The sequence below is a fragment of the Streptomyces sp. 7N604 genome, from assembly GCF_052245475.1.
In the GTDB taxonomy this organism is placed as follows: Bacteria; Actinomycetota; Actinomycetes; order Streptomycetales; family Streptomycetaceae; genus Streptomyces.
In genome coordinates this window covers 31,265-52,818 of the sequence record NZ_JBQQBX010000013.1, presented here as the reverse complement: position 1 = coordinate 52,818, position 21,554 = coordinate 31,265, and the positions used below count along the sequence as shown (strand labels likewise).

At 71.7% G+C, this 21,554-nt stretch carries 20 protein-coding genes and 1 pseudogene; 6 read left to right on the top strand and 15 right to left on the bottom strand.

Going from position 1 to position 21,554, the window contains the following annotated elements; genetic code table 11:
• Positions 1-77: 77 nt before the first annotated feature.
• Positions 78-1,085, bottom strand: coding sequence for a LysR substrate-binding domain-containing protein (locus tag ACTWP8_RS15920; RefSeq protein ID WP_443322821.1), 1,008 nt, complete (start codon positions 1,083-1,085; stop codon positions 78-80).
• A gap of 288 nt (positions 1,086-1,373) precedes the next feature.
• Here ACTWP8_RS15920 and snpA point away from each other — a divergent pair, with 288 nt between their 5' ends.
• Positions 1,374-2,075 (top strand): snapalysin, encoded by a 702-nt coding sequence (gene snpA, locus ACTWP8_RS15915; protein WP_443322820.1) that lies wholly within the window; start codon positions 1,374-1,376, stop codon positions 2,073-2,075.
• Between the two features lie 105 nt (positions 2,076-2,180).
• On the opposite strand, the gene ACTWP8_RS15910 is transcribed toward snpA, so the two are convergent.
• From ACTWP8_RS15910 to clpS, 7 genes are all read right to left on the bottom strand, one after another.
• Positions 2,181-3,131 carry a PLP-dependent cysteine synthase family protein gene (locus ACTWP8_RS15910; RefSeq protein WP_443315372.1) on the bottom strand — a complete coding sequence of 317 codons (951 nt, stop codon included), beginning with the start codon at positions 3,129-3,131 and terminating at the stop codon, positions 2,181-2,183.
• Positions 3,131-3,409, bottom strand: coding sequence for a MoaD/ThiS family protein (locus ACTWP8_RS15905; RefSeq protein ID WP_443322819.1), 279 nt, complete (start codon positions 3,407-3,409; stop codon positions 3,131-3,133). The genes ACTWP8_RS15910 and ACTWP8_RS15905 overlap by 1 nt, the downstream gene beginning before the upstream one ends.
• 118 nt (positions 3,410-3,527) lie before the next feature.
• A complete protein-coding gene (locus ACTWP8_RS15900; RefSeq protein ID WP_443315374.1) occupies positions 3,528-3,662 on the bottom strand; it encodes a putative leader peptide in 135 nt (44 codons plus the stop codon).
• Positions 3,663-3,760: 98 nt separating this feature from the next.
• Positions 3,761-4,186, bottom strand: coding sequence for a Mov34/MPN/PAD-1 family protein (locus tag ACTWP8_RS15895; RefSeq protein WP_443322818.1), 426 nt, complete (start codon positions 4,184-4,186; stop codon positions 3,761-3,763).
• A gap of 122 nt (positions 4,187-4,308) precedes the next feature.
• Complete coding sequence (locus tag ACTWP8_RS15890) at positions 4,309-5,763, bottom strand: amino acid permease (RefSeq protein WP_443322817.1); 1,455 nt, start codon at positions 5,761-5,763, stop codon at positions 4,309-4,311.
• Between the two features lie 384 nt (positions 5,764-6,147).
• Positions 6,148-6,741, bottom strand: coding sequence for a DUF2017 domain-containing protein (locus ACTWP8_RS15885; RefSeq protein ID WP_443322816.1), 594 nt, complete (start codon positions 6,739-6,741; stop codon positions 6,148-6,150).
• The gene (gene clpS / locus ACTWP8_RS15880; RefSeq protein WP_365260592.1) at positions 6,741-7,052 is read right to left on the bottom strand and encodes an ATP-dependent Clp protease adapter ClpS; all 312 of its coding nucleotides are present in this window, start codon (positions 7,050-7,052) and stop codon (positions 6,741-6,743) included. The genes ACTWP8_RS15885 and clpS overlap by 1 nt, the downstream gene beginning before the upstream one ends.
• A gap of 155 nt (positions 7,053-7,207) precedes the next feature.
• On the opposite strand from clpS, the gene ACTWP8_RS15875 reads away from it, so the two are divergent.
• Together ACTWP8_RS15875 and ACTWP8_RS15870 are read left to right on the top strand one after the other, a co-directional pair.
• Positions 7,208-8,536, top strand: a complete 1,329-nt coding sequence (locus ACTWP8_RS15875; RefSeq protein ID WP_443322815.1) for a nicotinate phosphoribosyltransferase — start codon at positions 7,208-7,210, stop codon at positions 8,534-8,536.
• Positions 8,537-9,040: 504 nt separating this feature from the next.
• Positions 9,041-9,625 (top strand): isochorismatase family protein, encoded by a 585-nt coding sequence (locus ACTWP8_RS15870; protein WP_443322814.1) that lies wholly within the window; start codon positions 9,041-9,043, stop codon positions 9,623-9,625.
• Between the two features lie 474 nt (positions 9,626-10,099).
• Here the strand turns inward: ACTWP8_RS15870 and ACTWP8_RS15865 are convergent.
• Together ACTWP8_RS15865 and ACTWP8_RS15860 are read right to left on the bottom strand one after the other, a co-directional pair.
• Positions 10,100-10,426, bottom strand: a pseudogene (locus ACTWP8_RS15865) (hypothetical protein); the annotation flags it as partial.
• Positions 10,427-10,551: 125 nt separating this feature from the next.
• On the bottom strand, positions 10,552-12,903 hold the full coding sequence (locus ACTWP8_RS15860; RefSeq protein WP_443322933.1) for an immune inhibitor A domain-containing protein: 2,352 nt from the start codon (positions 12,901-12,903) through the stop codon (positions 10,552-10,554).
• Between the two features lie 375 nt (positions 12,904-13,278).
• On the opposite strand from ACTWP8_RS15860, the gene ACTWP8_RS15855 reads away from it, so the two are divergent.
• Entirely contained in the window at positions 13,279-13,569 is a 291-nt protein-coding gene (locus ACTWP8_RS15855; protein ID WP_443322813.1) for a hypothetical protein, read from the top strand.
• 17 nt (positions 13,570-13,586) lie between these two features.
• Here the strand turns inward: ACTWP8_RS15855 and ACTWP8_RS15850 are convergent, their stop codons facing one another.
• Together ACTWP8_RS15850 and ACTWP8_RS15845 are read right to left on the bottom strand one after the other, a co-directional pair.
• Positions 13,587-14,339: an RDD family protein gene (locus ACTWP8_RS15850; RefSeq protein ID WP_443322812.1), complete on the bottom strand. Its 753-nt coding sequence runs from the start codon at positions 14,337-14,339 to the stop codon at positions 13,587-13,589.
• A 96-nt stretch (positions 14,340-14,435) separates the two neighbouring features.
• Complete coding sequence (locus tag ACTWP8_RS15845) at positions 14,436-16,349, bottom strand: RDD family protein (RefSeq protein WP_443322811.1); 1,914 nt, start codon at positions 16,347-16,349, stop codon at positions 14,436-14,438.
• Between the two features lie 424 nt (positions 16,350-16,773).
• On the opposite strand from ACTWP8_RS15845, the gene ACTWP8_RS15840 reads away from it, so the two are divergent.
• Positions 16,774-17,256 carry an STAS domain-containing protein gene (locus tag ACTWP8_RS15840; protein ID WP_443322810.1) on the top strand — a complete coding sequence of 161 codons (483 nt, stop codon included), beginning with the start codon at positions 16,774-16,776 and terminating at the stop codon, positions 17,254-17,256.
• Here ACTWP8_RS15840 and ACTWP8_RS15835 read toward each other — a convergent pair.
• On the bottom strand, positions 17,179-18,210 hold the full coding sequence (locus tag ACTWP8_RS15835) for a sigma-70 family RNA polymerase sigma factor (RefSeq protein WP_443322809.1): 1,032 nt from the start codon (positions 18,208-18,210) through the stop codon (positions 17,179-17,181). The genes ACTWP8_RS15840 and ACTWP8_RS15835 overlap by 78 nt on opposite strands.
• Positions 18,211-18,470: 260 nt before the next feature.
• Between ACTWP8_RS15835 and ACTWP8_RS15830 the strand changes: the two genes are divergently transcribed.
• Positions 18,471-18,923, top strand: coding sequence for an SsgA family sporulation/cell division regulator (locus tag ACTWP8_RS15830; RefSeq protein WP_443322808.1), 453 nt, complete (start codon positions 18,471-18,473; stop codon positions 18,921-18,923).
• A 31-nt stretch (positions 18,924-18,954) separates the two neighbouring features.
• Here ACTWP8_RS15830 and ACTWP8_RS15825 read toward each other — a convergent pair whose 3' ends face one another.
• Together ACTWP8_RS15825 and ACTWP8_RS15820 are read right to left on the bottom strand one after the other, a co-directional pair.
• Positions 18,955-20,322, bottom strand: a complete 1,368-nt coding sequence (locus tag ACTWP8_RS15825; RefSeq protein WP_443322807.1) for an FAD-binding oxidoreductase — start codon at positions 20,320-20,322, stop codon at positions 18,955-18,957.
• Positions 20,323-20,422: 100 nt separating this feature from the next.
• Positions 20,423-21,526: a phage baseplate protein gene (locus ACTWP8_RS15820; protein WP_443322806.1), complete on the bottom strand. Its 1,104-nt coding sequence runs from the start codon at positions 21,524-21,526 to the stop codon at positions 20,423-20,425.
• Positions 21,527-21,554 lie beyond the last annotated feature (28 nt).

Below are 21,554 nucleotides of genomic sequence, written 5' to 3'. Positions count from 1 at the left end.
CGGCCTCAGCCCGCCGCGTTCCCGGAGCGGCCCGCGGGGCGGCTGCCCCGCGTCAGGGCCTGCGGCCCGGATGGAGTTCAGGTGTGGGCCGGGGTCTGGGGGCGGGGAGTCTGGACCGTGGGGAGGCGACGGCCGCGCAGCAGCGGGCTGCCCCGGCTCCGCAGCCACTGCCGGTACGTGGGGCTCGCCCACGCCGCGTCGACGTAGGACTGTTCCAGCTCCTCATGGAGCGCTTCGATGTCCGCCGCCGCGGCCGACGGCCGGGAGACCAGCAGCAGACGGACCGCCAGCGGGTCGTCCACGAGCGGCAGTATGACCATCCCCTGCCGCGCTCGCGACGTCGGCTGGCACGGGCTCACCGTCTCGCCCGACGCCACCAGATCCGCGGCCGTCGTGATGTCCCTGACCGTGACGAAGCGCGGATCGCACCCCGCCTCGCTGAACGCCCGCCGCAGCGCGGCGAATTCGTCGTCCGCCGCCGGATCGACGATCCACCGGTCGGCGGCGAGGTCGGAGAGCCGTACGGACGCCCGGCCCGCCCGGGGATGCGCCGCGGACACCGCGACGAACTGCGGCTCGCGGTCGACGACGACCCGCTGTTCGAGCCCGGCGGGCACCCGCAGCGGGAAGTTCTCCGGCTCGTGCACGAAGGCCACGTCGAGCTGGTTCGTGGCGAGCATCTCCAGCAGCGCGTTCGACGACACGTCGATGTGAATCGTGGTGTCCGTGGCGGGGAGGCGGGCGCGGATTCTGCGGATCCAGCCGGCCACCGCCCGGCTCCCGGTGGATCCGATGCGCAGGCGCGCTCCCCCGGCGTCAACGGCCGCGTCCTGGGCGGCGCTCATCAGCGCGCTCATCTCGGCCACGATCGGCCGGGCCCGGGACAGCACCGAGCGCCCGAGCGGCGTCGGCCTGCTCCCGGTACGCCCACGCGTGAACAGCGCGCCGCCGATGGCCTTTTCGATACGGCGGAGCTGAGTCGTCAGGGAGGGCTGGGTCATCCCCAGCTGCACCGCGGCCTTGCGCACGCTGCCGGCGTCGGCGATCGCACACAGCGCACGAAGGTGCCTCACATCGAGCTCCACGACGGGAGAATAACGGCGTATCAGCTCCGTCCACCAGACCTATAAAGGCCGTGAAACCCGAAATCAGCGCCCTCATTTGGAGATTGAGCCATCTTCCGTATGTTCCACGGAATGGCCGGTTCGCCAGGAAATGCGGGGCGATTGGCCGACGCTATCGGGAGTTGGCATCATCCGCGCGACCGGAAACGCCCCGAGACTCTGCCTTACCCAGATGTTCTCCGGACGGTCCCCGGTCGCTCACCCAGGCGACTTGGCGGGATTTCTCCGGAAATTGATTGGAGACCCCCCATGAATCGCTCCAAGATACTCGGGTCGGCGGCGCTGGGCCTCGGCCTGCTCGCCTCGCTGGCCGTGGTGCCGGCCTCAGCGGCCGGATCCGCCGCCACCGGCGCCGCCGACTCCGCCAACTCCTCAGGCCCCGCCGGATACTCGGCACACGCTGCCACCATCGCCGCCTACAGCGGCTCTGCTGCCGACGAGGCCGGCACGCGGGCCTTCTTCGAGGCCGTGATGAAGTCGGCGAAGGCCAAGCAGAAGGCGACGGGCAGCTCGGCGGTGACCGTGACCTACGACGCCGGGGCGGCCCCCACATTCGCCGCCGAGATATCGAGCAGCGCCTCGATCTGGAATTCCTCGGTGAGCAACGTCCGGCTGCAGGAGGGCAGCAACGCCGACTTCACGTACCGCGAGGGCAATGACCCCCGCGGCTCGTACGCGAGCACCGACGGCCACGGGCACGGCTACATCTTCCTCGACTACCAGCAGAACCAGGAGTACAACTCCACCCGCGTCGCTGCGCACGAGACCGGCCATGTGCTGGGCCTGCCCGACCACTACGAGGGTCCGTGCAGCGAGCTGATGTCCGGCGGCGGCCCCGGGCCGTCCTGCACGAACGCCAACCCGGACGCGAACGAGTCCGCCCGGGTCGACGAGCTGTGGGCCAACGGCTTCAAGGGCCTGCACAAGTCGGAGTTGGCGACGGTCCGCTGACCGACCGCGTACGTCGCCACGCCACGACGTACGGCCCCCATACGCGGCAACCGCCCCGCCCCCACAGGGGCGGTTGCCGTCCCGGACGTGCGGAGGTCCGGGACGCTACGCCCAGAGCTGGCCCTGGAGGGCCTCGACCGCGGCCTCCGTGGACTCGGCGGTGTAGATGCCCGTCGACAGGTACTTCCAGCCGCCGTCGGCGACCACGAAGACGATGTCCGCGGTCTCGCCCGCCCTGACCGCCTTGCGGCCCACGCCGAGCGCCGCGTGCAGCGCCGCGCCCGTGGAGACGCCCGCGAAGATCCCCTCCTGCTGGAGGAGTTCGCGGGTACACCGCACCGCGTCCTCCGAGCCGACCGAGAAGCGGGTCGTGAGCACGGACTCGTCGTAGAGCTCGGGCACGAACCCCTCGTCGAGGTTCCGCAGCCCGTAGACGAGGTCGTCGTAGCGCGGCTCGGCGGCGACGATCCTGATGTCCGGCTTGTGCTCCCGCAGGAAGCGGCCGACGCCCATCAGCGTCCCGGTCGTGCCCAGGCCCGCGACGAAGTGGGTGATGGAGGGCAGGTCCTCGAGGATCTCGGGACCGGTCGTCGCGTAGTGCGCGCCCGCGTTGTCCGGGTTGCCGTACTGGTAGAGCATCACCCAGTCCGGGTGCTCGGCCGCCAGCTCCTTGGCGACCCGTACGGCCGTGTTGGAGCCCCCGGCCGCCGGGGAGGAGATGATCTCGGCGCCCCACATGGCGAGCAGCTGCCGCCGCTCCTCCGAGGTGTTCTCGGGCATGACGCACACGATGCGGTAGCCCTTGAGCTTGGCCGCCATCGCCAGCGAGATGCCCGTGTTGCCCGAGGTAGGCTCGAGGATGGTGCAGCCCGCGGTCAGCCGGCCGTCCTTCTCCGCCTGCTCGATCATGTGCAGGGCAGGGCGGTCCTTCACCGAGCCGGTGGGGTTGCGGTCCTCCAGCTTGGCCCAGATCCGGACGTCCGGGGACGGGGACAGCTTCGGCAGGCGGACCAGCGGAGTGTTGCCGACCGCCGCCAGCGGGGAGTCGTAGCGCATCAGCCAGCGCCCCCGGCGACGGCCGGAAGGATGGTGACGCTGTCGCCGTCGGCCAGCTTGGTCTTGATCCCGTCGAGGAAGCGGACGTCCTCGTCGTTGAGGTAGACGTTCACGAAGCGGCGCAGCTCGCCGCCGTCGACCAGGCGCTCGCGGATTCCGGCGTGCCGCGACTCGAGGTCGGTGAACAGCTCATCGATGGTGGCGCCGCCGCCCTCGACCGCCTTCTGGCCGTCGGTGTAGGTGCGGAGGATGGTCGGGATGCGGACCTCGATGGCCATGGGTGGGCTCCTGTCGGGATGAGGCGGAGGGCGCGCGGCGTCGTCCTGCGCCGGCGGCGGGAGAGGGATCGGGGGGTGCGGGTGGCTCCGGTGGTGCGGTGTGCCGCGGCGCGTGTGCTCAGGCCGTACGGCGCGTGGTGCGGCAAGCGGCGGGGCGCGGACAGATCGCGCTGGCGAGGCGGCACAGGTCGACGTGCAGCCGCGCCACGAGCAGCGTGCCCGGCGCCTTATCGCTCACGTCATCGACAACCATGGGCTCATCGTAACGATTCCCCCTCCGCGCTCCGGGAGACCGTCCCAGGATGCGGACGTTCTCCTGGACACCGGCGCCGTGGCGATCACCAGGGATGATCAGTACGCCGGGACGACCTTGACCTCTTCCTCCGTGACCTCGCCGTCCACGATCCGGAAGGAGCGGAACTGCACGGGGCCCTCGTCGTTGCCGCACTCGGCGGTGGAGACGAGGACGTAGTGGGCGCCCGGCTCGTTGGCGTAGCCGATGTCCGTACGGGACGGGTACGCCTCGGTGGCCGTGTGCGAGTGGTAGATCACCACCGGCTCCTCGTCCCGGTCGTCCATCTCGCGGTACAGCTTCAGCAGGTCCGTCGAGTCGAACTCGTAGAACGTGGGCGAGCGGGCCGCGTTGAGCATCGGGATGAAGCGCTCGGGGCGGTCGGTTCCGGCCGGGCCCGCGATGACGCCGCACGCCTCGTCGGGGTGGTCCACGCGCGCGTGCGCGACGATCCGGTCGTGCAGGTCCTGGGTGATGGTGAGCATGGGACGAGGATAAGAGAGGCGGCGCAAAGCGCCTCGGTTGAGGGTGGTGGTGGGCGACGGGTGGGGCAAAGGCGGCCTCCGGACATCGGTCCGGAGGCCGCCTGGTGAGACGCGCTGTGCTGTTACTTCGAGACGGTCTCCAGCTCCCGCTCCTCCACCGGAGCGGCGACCTGCGGGTTGCGGGTCTTCAGGATCGCCCAGCCGATGGCCAGGCAGAGCGCCCAGCCCGCGCCCACGTACAGGGAGACCCGGGCGTCCTTGTCGTACGCGATCAGGCCGGTCACGAAGATCAGCGTGGCCAGCGCCACGTAGCTGAAGAGCGAACCGCCGGGCGCCGGGAAGGACGAGGCCTGCAGACGGCCCGCCCGCACGGCCCGCCGGTAGAGGATGTGACTGACGAGGATCATCATCCAGGTCCAGATACCGGCCGCGGTGGCCACCGAGGTGACGTACCCGAAGGCCTTCTCCGGGACGACGTAGTTGAGGACCACGCCGATGCCCATCAGGGCGACGGAGACGGTGATGCCGACCGCAGGGGTCTTACGGGCGTTGAGCTTGCCGAAGACCTTCGGGGCCTCGGCGTTGGAGGCCAGGTCGCGCAGCATCCGGCCGGTGGAGTACATGCCGGAGTTGCAGGACGACAGGGCCGCGGTGAGGACGACGAAGTTGATGATGCCCGCCGCGAGCGGGATGCCCATCTTCTCGAAGCCGTGCACGAACGGGCTCTGGCCCGCGGAGAACTCGGTCCACTTGATCACCGAGAGCAGGATGACCAGGGCGCCCACGTAGAAGACGATGATGCGCCAGGGCAGAGTGTTGATCGCCTTGGGGAGGGTCTTCTCGGGGTTCTCGGACTCGCCCGCGGTGACGCCGACGAGCTCCACGGCCAGGTAGGCGAACATGACGCCCTGGAGGGTCATCAGGCTCGAGCCGATGCCGTTCGGGAAGATGCCGTGGTGCGCCCAGAGGTTGCTGGCGGCGGCGGTCTCACCGGCGTCGGAGAAGCCGAGGGTGAGCACGCCGAGGCCGATCACGATCATGCCGATGATCGCGGTGACCTTGATCATCGAGAACCAGAACTCGACCTCGCCGAAGATCTTCACCGAGATCAGGTTGACGCCGAAGAGCACCACGAGGAAGACGAGGGCGCTGACCCACTGCGGGATCTCAGGGAACCAGAAGTTGATATAGATCGCGGCGGCCGTGAGTTCGGCCATGCCGGTCACGACCCACATCAGCCAGTACGTCCAGCCGGTCGCATAGCCGAAGAACGGGCCGAGGAACTCGCGGGCGTACTCCGCGAAGCTGCCGGACACGGGACGGTAGAGGAGCAGCTCGCCGAGCGCTCGCATGATGAAGAAGATGACCACGCCCGCGAGGGCGTACATGAGAATGATGCTCGGGCCGGCCTTGGCGATGTTCGCACCGGCACCCATGAAAAGGCCGACGCCGATGGCGCCGCCGATGGCGATCATCTGGACCTGGCGGCTGCCCAGCCCCCGCTGATAGCCCTCTTCAGGAGTGTTGGCGGCCCCGTTGCCGTCGTCGTTGTGCTTCGCGACCTGCGCTGAGGTCATGATGCTGCGCCTTTCTCCACGCCCGACCGGCCCTTATGGCGCGGATCGGGTCCCGACCCCCCGGAAATGGATGGAGTTGCAAGCCGGCGGTCGGCCGGCTCAGCACTCTGCCGGGACATGGGTGTCGTCCCGGCAGGCGTCGTGAAGGTCTATCACGAGCCGGGGGGCGGTCCGAGGAGGCGCCCGTGGCGCGAATCACAAGAAGAAGCGGACATACGACGCAACCGTCCCCAAGCATGGCGGGAGCGGTTGCACGATCGTTATCCGGATCTGAGTGTCCGCTGAGCGAACACAAATCGGACGATCTTCGTCAGTCCGCATCAGCCCCCATCGGCCGGGCATCCGGCGGGACTTGGGCGGATGGGCGCCGCGTCAGGTGCGGCGTCAGGGCGTGAGGGTCTCGACGAGCGACTCCTGGAGCCCGCCGAGCCAGAGGTACGCCATCACCATCGGCTTGCGCGGATCGGAGTCCGGCAGCCGGTAGAGCTCGTCGCCGTCCTCTTCGTCCGCCACTTCGAGGCGGGTGCCGATGGCCAGCCGCAGGTCGTTGAGCGCGCCCAGCCACCGGTGGGACTCCTCCGGGCCCAGCTTGAGCACCGCGCCACCGTTGCCCGCCACCGTGAGGGCGTCCAGCGAGCGGATGACGGCGAGGGCGTCGTCGCGTTTGCGCGCCCGCAGATCGTTCTCGGTGTAGCGGCGGAACTCGGACGAGAAGGCGCGCGCTTCCTCGTCGTCCGGCTTCGCCTCGGGGCCGCCGTACGCGTCCGGGAAGAGCCGGGCCAGAACGGGGTCGGCGGGGGGCTCGCTGGGCCCCTCCGCGAAGAGCTCGGCCAGCGGGTCCTGGCCCTCGACGGGCTGGTCCCCGGGACCGACCAGCTCCAGCAGCTGCACGGCGAGACTGCGCAGGATGGCGATCTCGACCTCGTCGAGCGCCACGGCAGCCCCGCCGCCGGGAATGGCTTCGAACTGTCCTGCCATCAGCGGTCCTGCTGCAGGGTCGCCCACAGCCCGTAGCCGTGCATGGCCTGCACGTCGCGCTCCATCTCCTCGCGGGTGCCCTGCGAGACGACGGCGCGGCCTTTGTGGTGTACGTCGAGCATCAGCTTGTGGGCCTTGTCCTTGGGGTAGCCGAAGTAGGCCTGGAAGACATACGTCACGTAGCTCATGAGGTTGACCGGGTCGTTGTGCACCAGCGTGACCCAGGGGACGTCGGGTTCGGGCACCGCGGAGGGTGCTTCGCTCGACTCGGGACGCTCGATCTCGACGGGTGCGACACTCACGCGTTCCATGCTGCCACCCGGGGTGGTGCATCGCACAAACCGGTCCCACGCGTCAGGGCCGGGAAATCGGGGCCCGGAGCGGTTCGGGAGCGGTCCGGGAGCGGTCCGGAGCCCGGCTCGAGGGAAATCGTCAAAGTGACGAGTAAGGGGGGTACGATCCTGCCATGAACACAGCGGACCTGCGCCTGCCCGTGGACGTGCCGTCGACCGCCCTCTTCACCGACCACTACGAGCTGACGATGCTGCAAGCGGCACTCGGAGCCGGCACGGCAGGGCGCCGGTCGGTCTTCGAGGTCTTCACCCGCCAGCTGCCCGCGGGCCGCCGCTACGGCGTCGTGGCGGGCACCGGCCGGGTCCTCGACGCCGTCGAGAACTTCCGCTTCGACGAGGGCGTCCTCGGCTTCCTGCGCAGCCACCGGGTGGTCGACGAGCCGACGCTCGAATGGCTCGCGGGCTACCGCTTCAGCGGCGACATCTGGGGCTACCCCGAGGGCGAGGTGTACTTCCCCGGCTCCCCGGTCCTGCGGGTCGAGGGCACCTTCGCCGAGGCCGTGCTGCTGGAGACGGTGATCCTCTCGATCCTCAACCACGACTCGGCGGTCGCCGCGGCGGCCTCCCGCATGGCGGTGGCGGCCGGGTCGCGGCCGCTGATCGAGATGGGCGCGCGCCGCACGCACGAGCTGGCGGCGGTGGCCGCCTCGCGCGCGGCGTACGTCGGGGGGTTCACCTCGACCTCCGACCTCGCGGCCGGCTTCCGCTACGGCATCCCGACCGTGGGCACCAGCGCCCACGCCTTCACGCTGCTGCACGACAGCGAGCGGGACGCCTTCACCGCACAGGTCGATTCGCTCGGCCGGGGGACGACGCTGCTGGTCGACACGTATGACGTGGCGGAGGCGGTGCGGATGGCGGTGGAGATCGCCGGGCCCGAGCTGGGGGCCGTGCGGATCGACTCCGGCGACCTGCTGCTGGTCGCGCACCGGGTGCGGCAGCAGCTGGACGACCTCGGCGCGAAGAACGCGAAGATCGTGGTGACCAGCGACCTGGACGAGTACGCGATCGCGTCGCTGGCCGCGGCCCCGGTGGACGCGTACGGGGTGGGCACCCAGCTGGTGACCGGCAGCGGCCATCCGACCTGCTCGATGGTCTACAAGTTGGTCGCCAGGGCCGAGTCCGACGCCCCGGGGTCACCGCTGGTGCCGGTGGCGAAGAAGGCGCTGGGCGGGAAGACGTCGATCGGCGGTCGCAAGTGGGCCGCGCGGCGGCGGGACGAGGACGGGGTGGCCGAGGCGGAGGTCGTCGGCACGGACGAGCTCCCACCGGAGCTCGCAGGCCGCGAGCTGCTGGTGGAGCTCGTCAGGGGCGGCGAGATCACCGGCCGCGAGCCGCTGGACGCGGCGCGGGACCGGCATGTGGCGGCGCGCGGGAATCTGCCGCTGTCGGCGATGCAGCTGTCCCGCGGCGAGGCGGTCATCCCCACGGAATACGCCTAGCGGCGAGCAGCCATGACCACGAAGCGCGGCCCGGACCCCACCGCCCCGGCGAGCCCTCGCCGACGGACCGGCGATCTCGCGACTACGTCGCCCCCTTCCGGGCCCAGAAGGCCCACGGCCAGTCCCGCGCGGCCGAACACCGCCGCTGCGCCGACAAGAAGAACCCGCCGCCACGGACCCACCACGACGGCGGAGTCCGGCGGTCATGCGACCACCGCAACCCGCCCCGGCTCGACCTACGTCTCCATCGCCCCGGCGCGGCCGCGGGACCGGCGCGGGACCGGTGCGGGGGGCCCGAGGGCTGGGCCGGGCGGAACCGAGCACGGGCCCGGAGGTGGGGGCTTGTTGGGGATTCGGAGGTCCCCTCCCAACCGGGCGTTCGAGTCTCTACTCTCAGGAGATAAGGGCATCCCCAGCCCTGAGGCGGGGACGCCGCCCCGCCCCCCGGCACAGGGATCCCCTCTCTCCCGCCATTCACCGCTCACCAGCCGAAAGGCATGCGCCATGCAACGGGCACTCATCGTCGCCGACGTGCAGAACGACTTCTGCGAGGGTGGCAGCCTCGCCGTCGCGGGCGGCGCGGACGTCGCCGCCGCGATCACCGACCTGGTCGCGGAGGCCCCCGTCGGTTACCGCCATGTCGTGGCGACCCGCGACTTCCACATCGAGCCGGGCGACCACTTCTCGGACAATCCGGATTACGAGCACTCCTGGCCCCCACACTGCGTGGCCGGCACGGAAGGCAGCAGTTTCCACCCGAACTTCGCGCCCGCAGTCGCCTCCGGAGCGATCGACGCGGTCTTCTCCAAGGGGCAGTACTCGGCGGCGTACAGCGGCTTCGAGGGCAGGGACGAGCACGGCACGCTCCTCGCCGACTGGCTGCGGGCCCGCGGCGTGACCGAGGTCGACGTGGTCGGCATCGCGACCGACCACTGCGTACGGGCCACCGCGCTGGACGCCGTACGCGAAGGCTTCGCCACGCACGTCCTGCTCGACCTGACCGCGGGCGTGGCCGAGCACACCACGGAGCGCGCGATCGAGGCGCTCAGCAAAGCGGGCGTGGAGCTCAGCGGCAAGCCGGTCGTCTGACCGCTCGCGCGCTCAGCCGTAGCTCCGGGAAGGCGCCCGGGGACCCGAAGTCCGGCCTCCGGCGCCCCCGGCCTCCCCACGGTCGCGCGGACCGCCGTCGCCGGGTGCGGGCCGGGTGTGCCCACCCTCCCCCATGGCCTGGACAGCATGGGGGTGCCCATCGCCCCGGCGGGACGAATGCCCACACGGGCCGACGGCTGCCGCGCCGTCCGTCCCCGGACCGACGCGGGCGGCTCCGCCCCAGGGGCCGGGGGACGATCACACGGCACCGGCGCCCTGCGACCCGCCCCGGAAGGGCTACGTCGCGGCGGACCACTCCGCCAGGATGCCTTCCCAGCCTTCCCACGCCCACGTCCCCGCCGGGCCCGCCGCCCCCAGGTCCGCGACCGGCGCGGCCGCCGCCGGGCGCTGCGCCCGGTCCCGGGCCCGGCCGCCCTGGTCCTGGCCCTGGTCCTGGTCCTGCCTCTGGACCTGGGCCGGAGGCCGCAGGAGCGTGCGGATGGGATGCCAGGACTCGGTGTCGTCGTGCGGCGACGCCCGCCAGACGAGCCCGTCGGGGTGGTGCAGCACGGCAGTGATCTCGTCCGGCGTCGGCGGCTCCGCGTTGCCGCGCAGGTAGACCGCCCGCAGCCCCAGGTTCCTGAGCCTGGTCAGCGCCCGCGCCCGGTTCGCGGCGTGCACCAGCACCCGGACCCGTACGGCATCGCGGACGCCCTCACCCCGCGCCCTGTGGGGGCGGGGCAGCGACAGCGCGACGACCACGCTGCCGTCCGGAAGCTTGCTGAACCCTCCACCTGCCATACCCGCGGATCTCCCCCGTTGAGACGTTGTGTCAATAAGAAAGCTTGCCAGAGCATCTAAACGCGAACGGCCGCCGCCCGCTAGAGGGCGGCGGCCGAACCCGCTCTGACCTGCGATAACGCCGATTACTTCACCGAAGGTCCAACCTGGACGATCATCAAGGACCCGTTCCGGGCCTCCTTGAGGATCTTGATGCGGGTGTTGGTGTCAGTAACCTTCACGCCCGCGGTCGGGTTCGACGCATACCAGTACGTGCCCTTGTGATCATCGAAGACGGGGACGCCCTTCTTCGATTTGATCTTGGCGGCCTTGCCGTCGTTGTGGAGCGTGATGCCGTCCGTGCGGTAGCGGCTGAAGGGCGAGTCGTACGCCTGGATGCGGTTGCGCATCAGCGTGCCGTCCGCCCACTTCTCCGGCACCGCGTGCGCGTCGACCGGAAGGATCAGCCCCTCGCCCGGGTGGACACCCACGTTGTTGTCCGCCTGCGAGGTGTCCCACAGCCACACGGCCAGGCCGTTCTGGTACGGGTAGTGCTCCACCCAGTTGGGCCGGCCCGAGGCGAAACCGAAGTTGTACGGGCCGGTCTTGAGGGTCTTGTCGTACGACACGTACTGCCGGTTCTCCGCGATGTAGTACTGCGGGTAGTCCTGGGTGAAGGACTCGCCGATGCGCGAGAAGCCCTTCGCCGCCCAGCCGTTGTCGTCGCCCTCGGCGCCGTCCGTGAACAGCGGCTGCCCGTCCGCGGTCAGTGTGATCGCGTCGGCCGCGAAGCCCTTGCCGGAGGTCCCGCCGTCCGTCTGGTAGCGGAAGCGGAGGTCGATCTTCTTGCCCGCGTAGGCGTCCAGCGGGTACGAGAGCTTCTGGTACGCGCCCGAGGTCCCGGTCAGGGCCGGCTTGTCGCCGCCGTCCCGCGGGATCGGCTTGCCGTCCGCGGTGCCGTCCACCGGCGTCCAGTTGGCGCCGCCGTCCTCCGACACCTCGGCGTAGAGGTAGTCGTAGTTCTCCTCGATGTCCCACCAGCCCTGGAGGTCCAGCGAGGCCTTGGACTTGGCCGTGAGGTCGACGGGCCGGGCGAGGGTGTTCTTGAGGTCGTCGCCCATGTCGCTCCACCACTGCTTGGAGCCCTCCGCGGGCTTGGCGATCGTGGTGGTCTTCGGCTTCGCGGGCAGCTCGACGACGAGTGCCTGCTTCAGCTTCGTGTTGTACTCGGCGACGCCCAGCGCGTGCAGGGACTCCGTCGCGGCCTCGGCCTTCGCGTAGTTGAGCCAGCCGAGCTGCAGCTTGTCCCATGCGGTCATGTCGCCCGGCAGGTCGCCGATCTCGTTCCCGCCGGTGCCGAGCCAGGATCCCGAGGACATCAACGACCAGAAGCCGACGGAGGATTCGCCCTTGCCCGTGGTGTCGTAGTGGTCGGGGAGGCCGAGGTCGTGGCCGTACTCGTGGGCGAAGACGCCGAGGCCGCCGTTCTCCGGCTGCATGGTGTAGTCGCCGACCCAGACGCCGGTGTCGCCGATCTGCGTGCCGCCCGCCTTGTTGTCCGCCGGGCCCGTCTCGCCCGCGTCGCTGCCGTACGCGTACCAGCGGTGCGCCCACAGCGCGCTCTCGCCCTGCACGCCGCCGCCCGCCGACTCGTCCTCGCCCGCGTGGACGATCTGGAAGTGGTCGATGTAGCCGTCGGACTCGTTGAAGTCGCCGTCGCCGTCGAAGTCGTAGCGGTCCCAGGCGTCGTACTGCGCGAGCTGCGCCTTGATCTGCTCGGGAGTCTTCCCGGCTGCCTTCTGATCGGCGGCCCACTGGTTGACGCCGTCGCGGACCGCGTCCCAGACGTTGGCGCAGTTGGTGTCGCCGCAGTAGTTCGAGCCGTAACGGGCTTCGTTCCACTCGACCTTGACCCAGTCGGAGACCTCGCCGTCGACCGAGTAGCGGCCCGAGGACTGCTTCTCGTAGTACTTCTTCAGCGACTCCTCGCCCTTGGCCTCGGAGAAGTACAGGTCCTCGAAGTGCTTGCGGTTGTAGTCCGCGCGCCAGGCCGTGCTGTTGTCGTTTGCACGGTCCGGCTCGGCTATCGCGTTGTGGGCCGGGCCGGGGTCGCCGCCGTACTTGACGACGGGCGGCTTCGGGCCCTCCGGGCCGTCCGGGTCGAAGGTGGTGGTGTCGTCGACCTTGTCGCCGAACTCCACGAGGATGGTGAAGATCTTGTCGGTCTTCTCCCGGCCCAGCTCGGCGTACTTGCCCTTGCCGAGCCTGACCACCTGGGAGGCGCCGCGCTTCTCGGCCTTCGCGTCTCCGGCCAGGACTCGCTGCAGCGCCTCCTCGCGCTGGGCCGCCTGCCGCTCGCTGAACGGGCCTTCCAGGTCGTGCTCCGCGTGCTCGGCGTGGCCCTTCCCGGGCGCCGGGTCGTGGCGCTCGACTGCGCCGGCGCCCGACCGGTCCTCCGCCTGCGCGGCGGCACCTGCGGTCAGTGCGGCCGCGCCCATCGCGGCGACCGCTGTCACCAGAGCGGCGGATCTGACCGCCCGCCGCCCTCTCGTCGCGTTCTTCACTTGTGTGGTCCTCCCCGATTGCTGCGTGGTCAGGGGGCATTGGACCGGAGACGGGGAGGAAAAGACAGATCTTGACTTGAACACGCCAGGCGAGTACGTTACCCGGTTCGCGCGATCCGGAATCCGAACGACCCCCCGACACGTATGGCACCGTCGAACGGGCGCGCCTGTCTCGGCAGTTGGAATGCCGCATGACTCCGTGCGCCCCCTGTGCAACGGTGCCGTGTGTTAGGTCACGCTTACTGCTGGTTCGCCTCGGGCAGACAGCACTCAAACCCCCAAATCAGTCCCGAGGACGGAACCCCCGCCATGCCGCGTCCGACTGCCGCCCAGTTCGCCTACGGTTCGGTCACCGTCGTCTTCTCGACCCTGGCCATGCTCCTGCTCTCCCAGACCCGTTCGGGTATCGGGGTGGCGGTCATCGCCTTCGCCGGACTGGCCCTCGGGCTCCTGGTCTCCGCGACGGTGCCCGTGCCGCGCACGGACCGCCAGGCGCAGCCGGCCGCGCCCGCCGAGGAGCGGCTCGACGCGGTGGTGCCGGGGCCGAGGGCGCATGCGATATCCGAGCCGCGCGTCGAGGAGCACTCGGTCCACTCCTGATCCTTCGGGCCCGCCGGCTAACGGGCCTCCACGACAACGGTCTTCGCCGCCTTGTCGTGGAGACACTGGTGGTACGGCTTGTCCCAGGTGCACCACAACACGTTGACCAGCCAGAAGATGAAGCCGCAGCACGGCACGATCTCGGGCAGCGAGTAGACGCAGGCGCGGATCCATCCCGGCTGGCCTTTCGGGACACCGCCGTTCTCGAGCAGGGCGACGCGGATGTTCATCAGCCGCTTGCCGACGGTCTGGCCGGAGTGGGTCAGCATCAGCCCCTCGTAGAGGAGATACGCGAGCAGCACCACGCCCTGGACGGCCGCGGACTTGCCGCTGTCATCGGCGTCGGTGGGGTCGTAGCCGCCGACGATCCCGTACATGATCGCGCCGACCGGGATGCTGATGAGCAGGCCGTCGATGATGCGGGCGAGCAGGCGCTTGCCGCGGTTGGCGAGTGGCGGCATACCGGCGAGCGGCTCGGCGCCGTACGGGGCACCGCCGAACGGTTCGCCCGCGGGGGGCCAGCCGCCGGGAGGGGGCGGGCCGCCGAACGGGCCACCGCCGGGAGGGGGCGGCGGTGGCTCGCCGCCAGGAGGGGGCTGCGGCGGTTCGCCACCGGGTGGGGGTTGCGGCGGTTCGCCGCCCGGCGGCGGGGTGCCGTTATACGGTGAGGCACCTCCGCCGCCACCCTCAGGACCGTCCGGCGGGCGCTTCCGCAGCGGGTCCTCGTCCGGCGGCCCGCCGGACCCCGGTGGCGGCTGATCGGTGCTCATGCGCACCAGTCGACCTCCGCGGTGCGGGGGCCGCAGCCCGGCACGAGCCGTTCGGGGGACCGGCCGGGCCCGGGTACGGCAGCGCCGCCATCCCCGCTATCCGCTCGCCGCGCTCCCGCCGGTCCCGGCCACGAAGGTACGGGCCGCCTTGTCGTGCCAGCACTGGCGCCACGGCCGGTCGAACAGGCACCACAGGACATTGAGTACGCCGATGAGCAGGACGCCGAGGACGCTGTAGAGCAGCCAGCGGCGGAGGGCGGCGCCGAAGCCTGCGGTGTCGTGGGACTCGATGTCCAGCACCTTCACCTGGCACAGGCGCTTGCCCAGCGTCCGGCCCCACTTGGCGGTGGGCAGCGCCTCGTACAGCACCCCGCCCACGAGCAGTACGCCGAGGACGATGCCCAGATAGACGGCCGTCGTGCTGTCGAGCAGCCAGACGGTGACGGTCTCACCGCTCAGCTTCGCCTGCTCGATCTTGTCGTTGACGTGGTCCACCGCCTTCGTCCAGAGCGGGACGGCCGCTGCCCCGACGGCGACGCCGAGGAGGGCGGTGTCGATCAGCCGGGCCGCGAACCGGCGGCCGAGCGAGGCGGGGCGGGCGGCCGCCTGCGCCTGGGCGGCCTGCAGGAACGGGTCGTCGGCCGGGGGCCGCCAGGGCACGACGGGCTCGGGGGCGGCGGTCCGGCCCTCGGACCGCGGGAGTTGGTGCGCCTGCTGCGCCCAGGACGGCTGCCCGCCGCCGGGGCCCGGCGTGACGGGGGTGGGGATGGGGGCCGGGGGTTGCGGGGTCGGCGGCTGCGGGGACTGCGCTTGAGGGGGCTGCGGCGCGGCAGGTCCCGGTTGCGCGGGGATGGCGGCGGGGCCGGAGGCACCCGGCCGTACGGCGCGAATGGCCATCGTGCCGTCGGCGCGGCTGCCGGAGCCGGAGCCCGCGCCCACGGAACCGCTTCCGGCGGCGCGGATGGTCATGGTCCCGTCCCGGCCCGACGCGGACTCGCCGTCCCGCGCGGCGGGTACGGACCGCTCGCCTTCGTCGGCCCCAGGCCGTACGCCGCGGATCGCCATCGTGCCGTCGGCCGCGCCGGGGGACTTGGAGCCCGGGGACGTGGCGCCGGACGACGGCGCGGAGCCGGGGTCGTCGCCCCGGTCGTTCCGGAGCGTGAGCGTGCCGTCCCGGCGGCCGCCGCTTCCACGGCCGACGCCGCTCTCACGGCCGGGATCGCGGTCGCTCCCGCGGTCGCGGCCGGGATCGCGGTCGGCTGAGGCTCCCCCGGCGCCGAGGTCCACGGTTCCGGGCGATCCGCTGCCCTCGCCGGGTCCCCTGCCGATGGAGGCAGCCGCCCCGGCCGCCCCGGAGCCCTCGGATGCGCGCGGGTCGGGGGCGCCGCCCGCTCGTGCGGACCGGCCGCTGTCACCCGCGGCCCAGTCCGTCGCACCGGAGGCGCTGGACGCGCCCGCCGGGCCCGCGTCCGCCGGATCGCTGCCCCAGGACACGCGGCGGTCCTGGCCGCTGCCGAAGCCGGACTGGCGGGAGGCGTCCGCGCCCCAGGCGGAGGCGGGCTCGGGGCGGGAGCCGTGCAGGCGGCTGGGGTCGCTCCAGTCGATCCCGGCAGCGGGGCGTACGTCCATCTCGCCGCGCGGCCGCAGTTCCGGCAGCGCGGTGCCGGATCCGGCGCGCGGTCCCGCGCCCGTGTCCGTACCCGCGCCCACGCCCGTACCGGAGTCGCCCCGCTCCGCCGCCTCGTCGTCCGCTTCCGCTTCGTCGAGGAACATCGGCCCGGTCTCCTCCCGCTGCGGCGCGGGGCCGGAGGGAGAAGGGGCAGCCGAGGATGCGGCCGCGGCGCCCGGCGGCGGGCCCGGCATGTCCTCGCCGTCCTGCGGCGCGGGGCGGCTGGTGCCCGGCACCCACGCGGCGCCGTTCCAGTACCGGATGTAGCCGGGGATGGACGGGTCGGGGTAGAAGCCTGGGGCGGGGCTGCCGTCGGCGGATCCTGAGGTAGGGGCGCTCATTGAACCGTGTCCCGTCGTATCTGCTCTGCCGTGCTGTGCGGTTGGGCATGAGCAGTCTGCCGCACGCACGCGGTGTGGTGTACCGCACTCCGCCGCCGCGCGCGTGCATGCGTACGCGGGCCGGGGCGCACTGTCCACACATACCAGACGCCGGACGGGACCCGAATCGGTCTTGCCGTTCGGACCACTTTCGCGTGCCCGCTCGAAAGAATCTGGGAGAGCGCGCCCCTGCCGGAGAGCCGGACGGCCGGACAACTGCCCGGAGTTCCGTCCCGGGGCGCTGCGCCTGCGCCCCAACTCCGGCTCGGCGCAGCAGAGTTCGCCGATTCTTCGGAGCCACGGCGACTTCCCGCCGCCGCGCGGGCGATGAGTTTTCCCCGGCCCGCCGGTCTCCTCTGGTGATGACCACGACTGGAGGCCGGCCTTGGCCGATCCCGACGACGAGCCCGACGAGCGCCACGAGCGCGGCGAGCCCCACGAGGGCGGCAAGCACGACGAGCACGGCGAACCGGACGAGCCCACCGCCCGTACGATCGTCCTCGCCCTCCGCGGTCCGATCACGCCCGCCCATGTGCCCTGGCTGTGCGAGCGCCTGCGGGTGCTGCTGCAGAGCAGCGACGCCGAGCTGGTGACCCTGGATGTGGGTGCGCTCGCCGACCCGGATGTGGTCACCCTCGAGGCGCTGGCGCGGCTGCAGTTGACCGCGCGGCGCCTTGGCCGCCGGCTCCGGCTCCGCCACGCCGGTGACGGCCTGCGGGCCCTGCTGGCCTCCGCGGGCCTCGACGAGGCCTTGCCGCTGTGCCCCGGCGGTCCCGCGTTACGTCCCGCGTTACGACGTCCCGGGCTGCGCCTCGAGCCGGGCGGGCAGGCCGAACAGCGGGAACAGCCGGGCGGTGTCCAGGAATGAGTTCCACCCGGTGATCCGGCCGTCCGACACCTCGATGACCTGGAGCGCCCACGGCTCGTGGCCGCCCTCGACGGGGTCGGGGCGGTACTGCCCGAAGGCCGGGGAGCCGTTCGCCGTGACCGGGACCAGGCGCGACCCGCGGCAGCCGATGCCGGGCCCGACCAGCCACGCGCGGATGTCGGCGGGCCCGCGCAGCCACAGCTCGAAGGGCGGCATGGACAGCGTCGCGTCCTCGTGCAGCAGCGAGGTGAGCGAGTCTAGGTCGTAGCGCTCGAAGGCGTCGACGTAGCGCGCCAGCAGCGCGCGCTGCTCCTCGTCCATCGGCCGGGCCGGGTCGGTGTCCGCGATATCGCTCGAGGCGATCGTCGCGCGCGCCCGCTGCAGCGCGCTGTTGACCGACGCGACCGTGGTGTCCAGCAGCTCCGCGACCTCGCTCGCCTTCCAGGCCAGCACCTCGCGCAGGATCAGTACGGCCCGCTGCCGGGGCGCGAGGTGCTGCAGCGCGGCGACGAACGCGAGCCGCACCGACTCCCGCGCCACGGCGACCTCGGCCGGGTCGCCGTCGGTCGGCAGCACGCGGCCGTCCGGAACCGGTTCGATCCAGGTGACCTCCGGCAGCGCCGGGCCCAGCGGGGATGCGGCGGTCGACGGGGAGGAGAGGTCCATCGGGCGGGTACGGCGCTCTTTGCCGCCCAGCATGTCGAGGCACACGTTGGTCGCGATGCGGTAGAGCCAGGAGCGGAGCGCCGAGCGGCCCTCGAAGCGGTCGTAGGCCTTCCAGGCCCGCACCATCGTCTCCTGCACCGCGTCCTCGGCCTCGAAGGCCGATCCGAGCATCCGGTAGCAGTAGCCGGTCAGCTCCCTCCGGTGCTGCTCGAGGCGGAGCTCGACCTCGTCGGGGCCGCGCGTCGCCGCGCTCACCCCGGCGCCATCCTTTGGTACGACATCACTCATCGGGCGCCCCTGTCGACCTCCGGCCGTGTCCCCGGCTGGGGCGGCACAGCCTCTTCAACCGCCTCTCTGGGCACCCTATCCAGACGAAGTGCCCGTCTCCACCCGCTTGTGGTGAACACCCGCAATCGCACGGCCGCGGGGCGGTGTCCCCAGGAAATCTGAACACTTTCCCAGGAAGTCGCGTAAGGAATCCAGGGGCGTCGCCTCTCCCCGTGTGCGGGCCCGTGCGGGACCGCCGCACCACGGAAAGGACGACGTTCATGCACATCCTGGAGCTCGATCTGGATCTCATGCTGGTGCTGTCGCCGGAGCGGGCCGTCCCCATCCCGGCCCGCCTCGCCTACCGCAGGGACGACCCGTACGCGGTGCAGATCACCTTCCACGTCGGCTCGGACTCGCCCGTCCGCTGGACGTTCGCGCGAGAGCTGCTGATCGAGGGGGTGTTCCGGCCGTGCGGGGAGGGAGACATACGGGTCCGGCCGACGAAGGTCGACGGGCGCAGCGCCGTCAGCATGGCACTGTCCTCGCCGGGCGGGAGCGCGCTGATCGAGGCCCCGGCCGCGGCCCTGTCGGCCTGGCTGGAGCTGACGCTGCGGGCGGTCGCGCCCGGCTCCGAGCACGAGTGGCTGGACGTCGACGACGCGCTCGCCGCGCTGCTGGCCCCTGCCCTGCCCGACGACCAGCTACGCGACGGCAGCCCGGAGGACGCCTAGAGCGGGTGGAGGACGGCACGGACCCGGAGGTCTAGAAGATCTTGCCCGGGTTCAGCAGGTTCAGCGGGTCGAAGGTCTGCTTGATGCCGCGCTGCAACTCGAGTCCCACGGGACCCAGCTCCCGCGCCAGCCACTCCTTCTTCAGAACCCCCACCCCGTGCTCCCCGGTGATCGTGCCGCCCAGCTCAAGACCCAGCGCCATGATCTCGTCGAAGGACTCGCGGGCCCGCCGCGACTCGTCGGGGTCGGCGGAGTCGAAGCAGACGACCGGGTGGGTGTTGCCGTCGCCGGCGTGCGCGCAGACGCCGACGGTCAGGCCGTACTTCTCGCCGATGGCCGCCGTGCCCTCGAGCATGGCGGCGAGCTTCGAGCGCGGGACGCAGACGTCGTCGATCATCGTGGCGGACCTGACCTGCTCCAGCGCGGTGAGGGACAGCCGCCGGGCCTTCAGGAGCAGCTCGGACTCGGCCGCGTCCTCGGCCGGGACGACCTCGGTGGCACCGGCCGCCGCACACAGCTCGCCGACCGCGGCCAGGTCCGCCGACGGGTCCGGGGTGTCGAAGGCGGCGAGCAGCAGCGCCTCGGTGGACTCCGGCAGGCCCATGTTGGCCATCTTGTTGACCGCACGGAGCGTGGTGCGGTCCATGAGCTCGAGCAGCGAGGGGGCGTGGCCGCGGGCCATGATCTCGCAGACGGCCTGGCACGCCGAGGCCGTGGACGGGAACTCGGCGGCGAGGACGAGTTGTTGCGGCGGCGCGGGCTTGAGCGCGAGGACGGCCCGTACGACGATGCCGAGGCTGCCCTCGGAGCCGACGAAGAGGCGGGTCAGGTCGTATCCGGCGACGCCTTTGGCGGTGCGGCGTCCGGTGGTCAGCAGCCGCCCGTCGGCAAGGACGACGTCGAGCCCGAGCACGTATTCGGCGGTGACCCCGTACTTCACGCAGCACAGACCGCCGGAGGCCGTGCCGATGTTGCCGCCGATGGTGCACTGTTCCCAGCTGCTGGGGTCCGGCGGGTAGTAGAGCCCGTGCTCGCCGACGGCGCGGGAGAGGACGGCGTTGACGACGCCCGGCTCGACGACGGCGATCCGGTCGACCGGGCTGATCTCCAGGATCCGGTCCATCTTGACGAGCGAGAGCACGATGCAGCCGTCGGAGGCGTTGGCACCACCGGACAGGCCGGTGCGCGCGCCCTGCGGCACGACCGGGACGCGGAGTTCGGTGGCGGTGCGCATCACGTGCTGCACCTGCTCGACGGTGCGCGGGAGGACGACGGCGGCAGGGGCGCCCGCTTCGCAGAAGCTCGCCATGTCGTTGGCGTAGGAGCCCGTGATGTCGGGGTCGGTCAGCACGGCCTCGTCCGGAAGCCCGTCGCGCAGTCGCTCGATGAGGTCAGCCATGGTTCAAGACTCGCATCGGGCGGTCCGCCTGGGAAGATCAACGACTGGTCGCGGTCGGCGTCGGGTCGGCGTCCGGTCGGCGTCATCGTTGGGTCGGTGGTCAGTGCGACTCCAGGTAGTAGAGGGAGTACCTCCGGCCACCCACAGGTCCCGAGGCGAAGCCCATGCACAGCCGGGGCCCGTGCCCTTCGTTCCGCAGCACCGCGAGGCCCTCGGGCTCGCGCGAGGCCAGGGCGTACGCGGTGCGGGAGGGCTGTTCCTGCACCACCGCTCCGGTGCGCAGGTCGATGCAGTACAGCCGGGTGTCGCCGGTGCTCGGTGGCGGGCTGTCGGGGTCGTGGGAGTGGCCGAGCATCTGGTACGCGTAGCCGCCCTGCAGCGTCATGCCCTGGAACGGCAGCCCGAGTTCGGTGCCCGGCTGCTCGAAGTCGGCCAGCGGGCCGAAGTCGCCCGCGGCGAAGGCGTCCAGGTCGTAGAGCGCGTACCGGCGGCTGCCCGCGATGCCGTAGCGCAGCAGGAGGCGGCGGCCGGCCTGGTCGATCGCCGCCGCGTTGTTGGTGGTGCCGGGGCGCGGGCGGTACGTGGTGACGCCGGGGTCGCCGGCGCTCAGCACGGTGCCCGCGGCGTACCGGAAGCGGCCGATGGCCCGGCCGTACCCGGAGGCGGGGTTGGCGTCGGTCTCGGCCCACAGCGCGATGCCGCCGTCCGCCGTCTCCTCGGCGCCCATGGCGGTCCCGTGCCCGAAGCCCTTCAGGTACATGCGGTCCAGGACGGCGCCGTCCCAGGAGAGCCGGTTCAGACACAGGTCACCGGCGAGCGACCGCTCGGCGTGGGTGTACGCGCGGGGCTCGCCCAGGAGCCGGACGCCGCCGGAGATCACCTGGACCGCGTAGATCTGGCGGCGGCGCTCGTCGAAGGCGAACGACTGCATGACGGTGGTGTGGTGGAGCGGTTTGTCCTGGATCCAGCGGGTGCCCTGGGCGCTCAGATCGAAGGGCGTGTCCGCGGCGTACGCCCGGGGAGACGTGTTCGTCTGGTGGGCCGCGGATGTGGGGGGCGCCGTGGATGTCCGGGGGGCCGCGGACGCTCGCGGGGCCGCGAAGACGGCTGCCGCCGCCGCACCGGCCAGCCCGAGAACCGACCGGCGGCTCGGCCTCGCCCCCGGCGAGCCTGCTGAATCTCCGAGATCTCCGAGTCGTCGCATCAGAGCACTATCCGAGGCACGTTCGCGC

Excerpts from the sequence above, each read along its gene's own strand:
- snpA (WP_443322820.1), top strand. The coding sequence starts at position 1,374 with ATGAATCGCTCCAAGATACTCGGGTCGGCGGCGCTGGGCCTCGGCCTG.
- ACTWP8_RS15910 (WP_443315372.1), bottom strand. The coding sequence starts at position 3,131 with ATGCGCTACGACTCCCCGCTGGCGGCGGTCGGCAACACTCCGCTGGTC.
- ACTWP8_RS15905 (WP_443322819.1), bottom strand. The coding sequence starts at position 3,409 with ATGGCCATCGAGGTCCGCATCCCGACCATCCTCCGCACCTACACCGAC.
- ACTWP8_RS15900 (WP_443315374.1), bottom strand. The coding sequence starts at position 3,662 with ATGGTTGTCGATGACGTGAGCGATAAGGCGCCGGGCACGCTGCTCGTG.
- ACTWP8_RS15895 (WP_443322818.1), bottom strand. The coding sequence starts at position 4,186 with ATGCTCACCATCACCCAGGACCTGCACGACCGGATCGTCGCGCACGCG.
- ACTWP8_RS15890 (WP_443322817.1), bottom strand. The coding sequence starts at position 5,763 with ATGACCTCAGCGCAGGTCGCGAAGCACAACGACGACGGCAACGGGGCC.
- ACTWP8_RS15885 (WP_443322816.1), bottom strand. The coding sequence starts at position 6,741 with ATGGCAGGACAGTTCGAAGCCATTCCCGGCGGCGGGGCTGCCGTGGCG.
- clpS (WP_365260592.1), bottom strand. The coding sequence starts at position 7,052 with ATGGAACGCGTGAGTGTCGCACCCGTCGAGATCGAGCGTCCCGAGTCG.
- ACTWP8_RS15875 (WP_443322815.1), top strand. The coding sequence starts at position 7,208 with ATGAACACAGCGGACCTGCGCCTGCCCGTGGACGTGCCGTCGACCGCC.
- ACTWP8_RS15870 (WP_443322814.1), top strand. The coding sequence starts at position 9,041 with ATGCAACGGGCACTCATCGTCGCCGACGTGCAGAACGACTTCTGCGAG.
- ACTWP8_RS15860 (WP_443322933.1), bottom strand. The coding sequence starts at position 12,903 with ATGGGCGCGGCCGCACTGACCGCAGGTGCCGCCGCGCAGGCGGAGGAC.
- ACTWP8_RS15855 (WP_443322813.1), top strand. The coding sequence starts at position 13,279 with ATGCCGCGTCCGACTGCCGCCCAGTTCGCCTACGGTTCGGTCACCGTC.
- ACTWP8_RS15850 (WP_443322812.1), bottom strand. The coding sequence starts at position 14,339 with ATGAGCACCGATCAGCCGCCACCGGGGTCCGGCGGGCCGCCGGACGAG.
- ACTWP8_RS15845 (WP_443322811.1), bottom strand. The coding sequence starts at position 16,349 with ATGAGCGCCCCTACCTCAGGATCCGCCGACGGCAGCCCCGCCCCAGGC.
- ACTWP8_RS15835 (WP_443322809.1), bottom strand. The coding sequence starts at position 18,210 with ATGAGTGATGTCGTACCAAAGGATGGCGCCGGGGTGAGCGCGGCGACG.
- ACTWP8_RS15830 (WP_443322808.1), top strand. The coding sequence starts at position 18,471 with ATGCACATCCTGGAGCTCGATCTGGATCTCATGCTGGTGCTGTCGCCG.
- ACTWP8_RS15825 (WP_443322807.1), bottom strand. The coding sequence starts at position 20,322 with ATGGCTGACCTCATCGAGCGACTGCGCGACGGGCTTCCGGACGAGGCC.
- ACTWP8_RS15820 (WP_443322806.1), bottom strand. The coding sequence starts at position 21,526 with ATGCGACGACTCGGAGATCTCGGAGATTCAGCAGGCTCGCCGGGGGCG.